Consider the following 9,058-nt stretch of genomic DNA (forward strand, 5'->3'; position numbering starts at 1 on the left):
TTGAACCTCCGGAGAGAACTTGCCAGACTTTCTCGGGGCGCTATTCTCTCAAGAGACGGAGCTGCCAACGAAACCCGCGGCGCTTCACTGCCCATACTCTGCGACGCTGCTGCTCGTCGTTCGTTCCATCGATCGCGATGAACGAGCCGAACCCAGCGCTGGGCATTTCCCACACTTCATCAGCAATTCTTGCGCCGCCGTCGATCACGCGCCACACGGGTATCCGACTCAGCCATGCCATAAGATGTAGCGGTCGTAGCGAACTGCGCTAGCGCTCGCATGCGCCGTGCCGTTTCGACCTGTTATTTGATGCCATCTATCGAATGCGAAACGAACCGCAAGTCAATGCCGTCCGGCAGATTCCACGCAGCGTGTGGGTTCTAGGATGTGTGAGTCTTTTCATGGACATCTCATCCGAAATCATCCACAGCCTGCTGCCGATGTTTCTGTTGGCGAGCCTTGGCGCCGGGGCCGGCGCGATTGGGCTCATCGAAGGCGTCGCGGAGGCCACGGCCCAAATCGTCAAGGTGTTTTCGGGAACGCTAAGCGACTACCTCGGCAACCGAAAGTGGCTCGCCGTAGCCGGGTATGCGCTCGGCGCGATGAGCAAGCCGCTTTTTGCCATTGCGTCGTCGGTGGGAGTCGTGGTGACGGCGCGCGTCATCGACCGTGTCGGCAAGGGCATTCGTGGTGCGCCTCGCGATGCGCTCATTGCAGATGTCACGCCGCAGCACCTGCGTGGCGCGGCCTTCGGCCTGCGCCAATCGCTCGATACGGTCGGTGCGTTTCTCGGACCGCTGCTGGCGGTTCTCATCATGCTGATCTGGGCAGACAATTTTCGGCTTGCGTTCTGGCTTGCCGTCATTCCCGGGGTGCTCGCGGTCGCGCTGTTGACGTTCGGTATCACCGAGCCTGAGCACGAGCCTCCTGCCCAAAGAAGCAACCCTGTGCGGTGGCAGAGTCTCAGGGACCTTGGTTTGGACTACTGGTGGGTCGTAGGGATAGGGGCTGTGTTCGCGTTGGCGCGATTCAGCGAGGCTTTTCTGGTTCTTCGTGCGATGAGCAGCGGCGTACCGATTGCGCTCGTTCCGCTGGTCATGGTGGTAATGAATGTGGTCTACGCGCTGTCCGCTTATCCATTCGGAAAGCTCGCGGACACGATGCGTCATACGCGGCTGCTGATCGGTGGTCTGGTCGTGTTGATCGGCGCCGACCTCGTGCTGGCACACGGCAGCCACTGGAGCATGGTCGTCGTCGGGGTAGCGCTTTGGGGGCTGCACATGGGGATGACGCAAGGCCTGCTCGCCACGATGGTCGCGCACACGGCGCCAGCGCATTTGCGTGGGACTGCGTTTGGTTTCTTCAATCTGCTGAGCGGCATCGTGACGCTGGTTTCGAGCGTTATCGCAGGTCAGTTGTGGGAACGTGTGGGTGCAGCCATGACGTTTTATGCGGGTGCGGCCTTCGGGCTGATGACCGTCGTGGCGCTTCTCTTTCACCCGACACCGGCCGGATCGGGTAACGACCTGAGTTGACGTGGCAGCGGTGAAAAACAAAAAAGCCGCTGTCCTTGTGGGACAGCGGCTTTTTCTTGAAGCTGGTGGCGAATCAGGGACTCGAACCCCGGACCTGCGGATTATGATTCCGTCGCTCTAACCGACTGAGCTAATTCGCCGAAAGAAGCGAGATTATGCTGGGACAACCGGAGGCTGTCAACCCCCGGCGCACAAGTTTTTCAGATAGCCCAGACTGGCGGTCCGCTCAATCTTTTGCGTAGATATCCGAGTCCTTGGTCTCGCGCACGAACAGCATGCCGATCACGAAGGTGATCGCCGCGATGATGATTGGATACCAGAGCCCCGAGTAGATGTTGCCCCGCGCCGCGACGATCGCGAACGCGGTCGCCGGCAGGAAGCCGCCGAACCAGCCATTGCCGATGTGATACGGCAGCGACATCGACGTATAACGGATGCGCGTCGGGAACATCTCGACCAGCATCGCCGCGATCGGACCGTAGACCATCGTTACGTAGATCACGAGGATCGTCAGGACCACGATGCTCATCGGCCAGTTGATCTGAGCCGGATCGGCCTTCGGCGGGTAGCCGGCGGCCTTCAGCGTCGCGGCGAGCGTCTTCTCGAAGGCCTTGGCTTGCTCCTTCGCATCCGGGGCGCGGCCGTCGAACGTGTTGACGACCGTATCACCCACGCGGATCTGCGCGATCGTGCCGGCCGGCGCCGCGACGTTGTCGTAGTTCAGGCCGGCTCGCGACAGCGCGCCCTTCGCGATATCGCACGAGGTCACGAACTTAGCCGTGCCCACCGGGTTGAACTGGAACGAGCACTCGCCCGGATCGGCGATCACGACGATCGGCGACTTCGCGGTCGCGGCTTCGAGCGCCGGGTTCGTGTAGTGCGTGAGCGCCTTGAACAGCGGGAAGTAGGTCAGCGCGGCGATCAGCAGACCGGCCATGATGATCGGCTTGCGGCCGATCCGATCCGACAGCGAGCCGAAGAACAGGAAGAACGGCGTGCCGATCAGCAGCGCGAGCGCGATCATGATGTTGGCACTCGTGCCGTCGACCTTCAGCGTCTGTGTGAGGAAGAACAGCGTGTAGAACTGGCCCGTGTACCACACGACAGCCTGGCCGGCCGTCAGGCCGAGCAGCGCGAGAATCACGACCTTCAGGTTCTTCCACTGGCCGAACGCTTCGGAGAGCGGCGCCTTCGAGGTCTTGCCCTCGGCCTTGATGCGCGCGAACACCGGCGACTCATGCAGTTGCAGGCGAATCCACACCGACACCGCGAGCAGCAGGATCGACACGACGAACGGAATGCGCCAGCCCCAGGCGCCGAACGAGTCTTCGCCCATGAAAGTGCGCACGCCGAGGATCACGAGCAGCGACAGGAACAGGCCGAGCGTCGCGGTGGTCTGGATCCACGCGGTGTAGAAGCCGCGGCGGTTCGCCGGCGCGTGTTCGGCCACGTAGGTCGCGGCGCCGCCGTACTCGCCGCCGAGCGCGAGACCCTGCAGCAAACGCATCGCGATGAAGATCACCGGCGAAGCGATGCCGATCGCGGCATAGCCCGGCAGGAAGCCGACGAGGAACGTCGACAGGCCCATGATGATGATCGTGATCAGGAACGTGTACTTGCGCCCGACCATGTCGCCGAGCCGCCCGAATACGATCGCGCCGAACGGCCGCACCGCGAAGCCCGCGGCGAAGCTGAGCAGAGTGAAAATGAACGCCGCGGTCGGATTGACGCCGGAAAAGAAGCTCTTGCTGATGAAGGCCGCAAGCGAGCCGGCCAGATAAAAGTCGTACCACTCGAAAACCGTACCCAGCGACGATGCGAAGATCACCCGCTTCTCATCGCGCGTCATCGGCGCGTGCGAGAGTTGCCCGCCAACGGTAGCCATATGTCGTCTCCAATATTGATATACACACGGATCGCCAGCGCAGGCGTCCCCGTGCAACCGATTATTGGAGTGGAAACTTACGGCGTTCTGACTCGACGCCAAAACCTGGGGTAGTCCGGTAAGCCGGCGAACAGGCAATCAATTTCGGTCAATGTGCGGCGATATTTGCGCGATCCGCACTGAAATATCTCAAAAACTCGCAGACGATCAAGCTGACAATGCGGCCGTGTTAGGGTAAGTCCCGCCCCCGTTCGAGCACCTGCAAGCTGACACGCACCAGCGTGCCGGCGAGCCGCGGCGACTCCTGGTAGACGTTGTCGTCGATGGCGAGTTCGCCGCCGTGCATCGCCGCGATCTCGCGCACGATCGCGAGACCGAGGCCGCTGCCGTCGCCCTCGCGGCCCAGAATCCGGTAGAAGCGCTCGACCACGCGCGAGCGCTCGCTGGCCGGAATGCCGAGCCCGGTGTCCTCGACTTCCAGATGCACGAGCCGCGCCGGGGCGTCGTGGCGCACGCGCACGGTGATGCGGCCGCCCGCCGGCGTATACCGGATCGCGTTGTCGATCAGATTCGACAGCATTTCGCGCAGCATCACCGGATTGCCAGCGACTTCGACCGGCTCGTCGGGTGCTTCGTAGCCGAGGTCCATCTGCTTCGCGAGCGCGGCCTGCACCCATTCGCGCACCGCGCTGCGGGCGAGTTCGCCGAGTTCGACCGGCGTGAAGATCTGCCCCGACCGACGGTTCTCCGCGCGCGCGAGCGCGAGCAGCTGTGTGACGAGCCGCGCGGCGTGCTCGGAACTGGTCGCGATCTGTTCGAGCGAGCGATGCACCTCGGCCGACGCGTTCTGGCGCAGCGCAAGCTCGGCCTGCGTGCGCAGGCCGGCGAGCGGCGTTTTCATCTGATGCGCGGCGTCGGCGATGAAGCGCTTTTGCAGCTCCATGTTCTGTTCGAGGCGCGTGAGCAGATCGTTGAACGACGTGACGAGCGGCTCGATTTCCGGCGGCGCGCGGCGCGCTTCGAGCGGCGACAGATCGTCCGGCCGGCGCGCGCGGATATGCGCCTGCAGCGCATGCAGCGGTTCCAGCCCGCGCGACAGCCCGAACCACACGAGCAGGATCGCGAGCGGCAGAATCACGAACTGCGGCAGGATCACGCCCTTGATGATGTCGTTGGCGAGCTGGCTGCGCTTGTCGAGCGTTTCGGCGACCTGCACCAGCACGGGCTGCGCGCCCGGCGTCTGCGGAAACTCGACGGTCGTATACGCGACGCGGATGTCATTGCCGCGCAGCACGTCGTCGCGGAATTCGACGAGGCCCGGTGGCGGGCGGTCCTCCTCGTGCGGCAGCGGCATGTCGCGCTCGCCGGCCACCAGCTCGCCGCGCGTGCCGAGCACCTGAAAGAACACGCTGTCGACGTTGTCGGCGCGCAGGAAATCGCGCGTCGACTCGGGCAGCGACAGCTCCGCGACGCCGTTGACCGGATGGATCTGGCGCGCGAGCACATAGGCGTCGGTTTCGAGCGCGCGGTCGAACGGGCCGTTCGCGATCGACTTCGCGACCAGATAGGTGACCGCGAGGCTCATCGGCCACAGCAGCAGCAGCGGCGCGAGCATCCAGTCGAGAATCTCGCCGAACAGGGAGCGCGGACGCGCTTCGGCGGCGGCTTCGGTTTCGTCGGGCGGGGCGAACGGGTTGGCGTAGCGCGCGTCGCGCGCCTCGTCGAGGTCCGCCGCGTGCGCCGTGGCGCGATCAGCGCGTGCGGACATCGCTGGCCTCTATTTGTAGTGATGGCTCGCCGGCATCGCGGCAGACGACGGCGCGGTGGATGGTGGTGCCGCTTGTGCCGCTTGTGCCGTTTGCGGCTCGGAGCCGGCAGCGGCGGCGGGCGTGTTCGCATTCGCCGGCGGCGCCGCTTTTTCGAGGCAGTAGCCGAGCCCGCGCACGGTGATGATGCGCACGCCGCTCGGCTCGATCTTCTTGCGCAGCCGGTGCACGTAGACTTCGATCGCGTTGTTGCTGACTTCCTCGCCCCATTCGCAAAGATGGTCGACCAGCTGCTCTTTCGAGACCAGCCGGCCGATCCGTTGCAGCAGCACTTCGAGCAGACCGAGCTCGCGCGCGGACAGATCGATCACCTGGTCGTTGACATAGGCGATGCGGCCCACCTGATCGAACGACAGTGAGCCATGCCGCACGACGGTCGGGCCACCGCCGGCACCGCGCCGCGTCAGCGCGCGCACGCGGGCTTCGAGTTCGTTCAGCGCGAAGGGCTTGGCCATGTAATCGTCGGCGCCGAGGTCGAGGCCTTTGACGCGTTCGTCCACACTGTCTGCGGCGGTCAGGATCAGCACAGGCAGGTTCGAATTGCGCGCGCGCAGGCGGCGCAGCACCTCGAGCCCGGACATGCGCGGCAGGCCCAGATCGAGGATCAATAGGTCGAACGTCTGCATTGACAACGCGGTATCGGCTTCTACGCCGCTTTTGACGTGATCGACCGCATAGGCCGATTGGCGGAGTGATCGAACCAGACCGTCCGCGAGTATGCTGTCGTCTTCGGCAATCAGAATTCGCATGGTGCGCCAGCCTGGCTTTGCCGGCACCGTGGGGCTTGCCCCGGCGCGCAGCGGTCTCCGAACATTATTGTGGGTAGTGGGGGTGACGCGACAGTAAAAATGCGCGTTCGCATCATAATCGCGCTTGCCAAAACCACTGTTTTTTTATACAGTGTCTGCGTTTCGTGTGATGTCCTGCAGGCTCCGCTCAATTCGAGTGAAACCACGGGTGCACACCTGCCTCAGACGCCGTTCATCATAGCAAAGGACGATTCATGGAAGAAAGCAAGAAAGGCTCGGCTGGACTGACTGCTGAAAAGAGCAAGGCTCTCGCCGCCGCGCTCGCGCAGATCGAAAAGCAGTTCGGCAAAGGGTCGGTCATGCGGCTCGGCGCAGGTGAGGCAGTCGAAGACATCCAGGTGGTCTCCACCGGATCGCTCGGCCTCGACATCGCACTGGGCGTCGGCGGTTTGCCGCGCGGCCGCGTGGTCGAAATCTACGGTCCGGAATCGTCCGGTAAAACCACGCTGACGCTTCAGGTCATCGCCGAAATGCAGAAGCTCGGCGGCACCGCGGCGTTCATCGACGCGGAACACGCGCTGGACATTCAATACGCGGGCAAGCTCGGCGTGAACGTCGCCGACCTGCTGGTCTCGCAGCCGGACACCGGCGAGCAGGCGCTCGAAATCGCCGACGCGTTGGTGCGCTCGGGCTCGATCGACATGATCGTGATCGACTCGGTGGCGGCGCTGGTGCCGAAGGCGGAAATCGAAGGCGAAATGGGCGACTCGCTGCCGGGTCTGCAGGCGCGTCTGATGTCGCAGGCACTGCGCAAGCTGACCGGCACGATCAAGCGCACGAACTGCCTCGTGATCTTCATCAACCAGATCCGCATGAAGATCGGCGTGATGTTCGGCAACCCGGAAACCACCACGGGCGGTAATGCGCTGAAGTTCTACGCGTCGGTGCGTCTGGACATCCGCCGCATCGGTTCGATCAAGAAGAACGACGAAGTGATCGGCAACGAAACGCGCGTGAAGGTCGTCAAGAACAAGGTGTCGCCGCCGTTCCGCGAAGCGATCTTCGACATCCTGTACGGCGAGGGCATCTCGCGTCAGGGCGAAATCATCGACCTCGGCGTGCAGGCGAAGATCGTCGACAAGGCTGGCGCATGGTACAGCTACAACGGCGAGCGGATCGGTCAGGGCAAGGACAACGCGCGTGAATTCCTGCGCGAAAATCCGGACATCGCTCGCGAAATCGAAAACCGTATCCGCGAATCGCTGGGCGTCACCGCGATGGCGGACGCCGTGACTGGCGCGGGCGCTGAAGTCGCGGACGAAGAAGAGTAAGCATCACGTGATACGCAAAGGCCGGCCGCTGTCCGGTTCCGACTCTGGACGCTATCCGGACGGCCCGCGCGACACGGCGGATGGATCGCCAGATTCCGGCGATCCATTCGATCCGTTCGAATCGTTCGACGCACACGACCGCGCCTCAGGCCGCGGGCCGCAGCGTACACGGTCTGCATCCCCTGCAGCATCGTCCAGCCCGGATTTCTCCGGGCGCGATTCCCGCCCCCCCTCCGAAGTCACCTACAGCCGTTCGCGTCGCCAGGCCGACGAAGTGAAGCCGGGGCAAGCCGACCAAGACGACAGCAGAAAATCCCAACGCCCAGCCCGTTCGCTGAAAGCACGGGCGCTCGGCTATCTGTCGCGTCGCGAATATAGCCGCGCCGAACTCGCGCGCAAGCTGAAGCCCTACGTCGAGGAAACCGATTCGCTCGACACGGTGCTTGACTCGCTGGAAGCCGAAAACTGGCTATCGGACTCGCGCTTCGCGGAAAGTCTGGTTCACCGGCGCGCATCGCGGCTTGGCACGAGCCGCATTCTCGGTGAACTGAAGCAGCACGCGCTGAACCCGGCGGTCGTCGAAGAGGCGAGTGCGCAATTGCGTGCAACCGAACTCGCGCGCGCCCAGGCGGTCTGGCTCAAGAAGTTCGGCCAGCTGCCACAAACGCCCGCGGAGCGCGCGAAGCAGGCGCGCTTCCTGGCGTCGCGCGGCTTCTCCGGCGCGACGATCGGCAAGATCCTGAAGGGTATCGACGACATCTGGGACGGCGACTAGCACGTCAGCCCTGACGGCCGTCGATTGCCACGCCGTAACCCGGCGCGAGGCCGTGCGCAATCGGGGCTGTCCCAAATACCCGTTATGCTAAAATCCAGAGGTTTTCCAATCCGGCCTTTCCTTCCCGCATGTCGCTCTCCCCGCCAGTGTCCCGTCAGTTGCGCCATCGTCGCGCAATCAGAGCGGAAGCTTACGAGCGAGCCGATGGCCTGTGGGATGTGGAAGCGTGCCTGACCGACGAAAAGCCTCGCGATGTGGCGCTTCCGTCGGGAATCCGGCCCAATGGTCAGCCGATCCATGAACTCTGGCTTCGCATCACCATCGATCGCAAGCTCAACGTCGTCGACGCCGAGGCGTCGTCCGACTGGGTGCCCTATCCAGGGTTATGCCAGGCCAGCAATCCCGCCTACCGTGCCCTCATCGGGCTCAATCTGTTCCATAACTTCCGTCGCGATGCTGCCCGTTTGCTGGCCGGCACGGCCGGTTGCACGCATCTCACCGAGCTGTGCGCGATGCTGCCGACCGCCGCGATCCAGGCGTTCGCCGGCGAAGTTTGGAACACCGATGAAGGCACGCCGGGCGCGAACGCGGGTTCGGGAGACGAATCGTCTAACGGCACAGGCGAGCATTCCAACGACAAGCCGCCATTCCAGCTGGGACGCTGCCATGCGCTGCGTTTCGACGGCGAGGCGGTGAAACAGTTTTATCCGCGCTGGTATGGCCACGCACCGCGTCCGGCGGAACGCGCGGCCTCGTCGGACGACGCGGCGGCCCGCGCACGAGGCGGCGACGCGTCGGCCTGAACGGCGGCAAAACGGAATCGAAGTTCTATCCAACTCTCAGACTGAAGGGAATCACGCATGAAGATTCACGAGTACCAGGGTAAGGAAATCCTGCGGAAATTCGGCGTCGCGGTACCGCGCGGCAAGCCGGTCTTCTCGGTGGATGATGCGGTCA

At 63.7% G+C, this 9,058-nt stretch carries 7 protein-coding genes, 1 tRNA gene and 1 pseudogene; 5 read left to right on the forward strand and 4 right to left on the reverse strand.

The window, feature by feature from the left end:
• Window positions 1-323 precede the first annotated feature (323 nt).
• Window positions 324-1,535, forward strand: coding sequence for an MFS transporter (locus AB3X94_RS25835; RefSeq protein WP_368613090.1), 1,212 nt, complete (start codon window positions 324-326; stop codon window positions 1,533-1,535).
• A 63-nt stretch (window positions 1,536-1,598) separates the two neighbouring features.
• On the opposite strand, the gene AB3X94_RS25840 is transcribed toward AB3X94_RS25835, so the two are convergent.
• The 4 genes from AB3X94_RS25840 to AB3X94_RS25855 all read right to left on the reverse strand — a co-directional run bounded on the left by AB3X94_RS25840 (window position 1,599) and on the right by AB3X94_RS25855 (window position 5,995).
• Window positions 1,599-1,675: transfer RNA gene (locus tag AB3X94_RS25840), tRNA-Met, on the reverse strand.
• Window positions 1,676-1,761: 86 nt separating this feature from the next.
• A complete protein-coding gene (locus tag AB3X94_RS25845; protein WP_176105122.1) occupies window positions 1,762-3,420 on the reverse strand; it encodes an MFS transporter in 1,659 nt (552 codons plus the stop codon).
• A gap of 229 nt (window positions 3,421-3,649) precedes the next feature.
• Window positions 3,650-5,188 (reverse strand): sensor histidine kinase, encoded by a 1,539-nt coding sequence (locus AB3X94_RS25850; protein ID WP_176105123.1) that lies wholly within the window; start codon window positions 5,186-5,188, stop codon window positions 3,650-3,652.
• 9 nt (window positions 5,189-5,197) lie between these two features.
• The gene (locus tag AB3X94_RS25855; protein WP_176105124.1) at window positions 5,198-5,995 is read right to left on the reverse strand and encodes a response regulator transcription factor; all 798 of its coding nucleotides are present in this window, start codon (window positions 5,993-5,995) and stop codon (window positions 5,198-5,200) included.
• A gap of 254 nt (window positions 5,996-6,249) precedes the next feature.
• On the opposite strand from AB3X94_RS25855, the gene recA reads away from it, so the two are divergent.
• From recA to AB3X94_RS25875, 4 genes and pseudogenes are all read left to right on the forward strand, one after another.
• Window positions 6,250-7,326: a recombinase RecA gene (recA, locus tag AB3X94_RS25860; RefSeq protein WP_176105125.1), complete on the forward strand. Its 1,077-nt coding sequence runs from the start codon at window positions 6,250-6,252 to the stop codon at window positions 7,324-7,326.
• Between the two features lie 7 nt (window positions 7,327-7,333).
• Window positions 7,334-8,101 carry a recombination regulator RecX gene (gene recX / locus AB3X94_RS25865; RefSeq protein ID WP_368613091.1) on the forward strand — a complete coding sequence of 256 codons (768 nt, stop codon included), beginning with the start codon at window positions 7,334-7,336 and terminating at the stop codon, window positions 8,099-8,101.
• A 128-nt stretch (window positions 8,102-8,229) separates the two neighbouring features.
• Window positions 8,230-8,904 (forward strand): DUF2889 domain-containing protein, encoded by a 675-nt coding sequence (locus AB3X94_RS25870; protein WP_176105127.1) that lies wholly within the window; start codon window positions 8,230-8,232, stop codon window positions 8,902-8,904.
• A gap of 57 nt (window positions 8,905-8,961) precedes the next feature.
• A pseudogene (locus AB3X94_RS25875) lies at window positions 8,962-9,058 on the forward strand (succinyl-CoA synthetase subunit beta); the annotation flags it as partial.

The sequence above is a fragment of the Paraburkholderia sp. BR10923 genome (genome assembly GCF_040948765.1).
GTDB classification, from domain to species: Bacteria; Pseudomonadota; Gammaproteobacteria; order Burkholderiales; family Burkholderiaceae; genus Paraburkholderia; species Paraburkholderia youngii.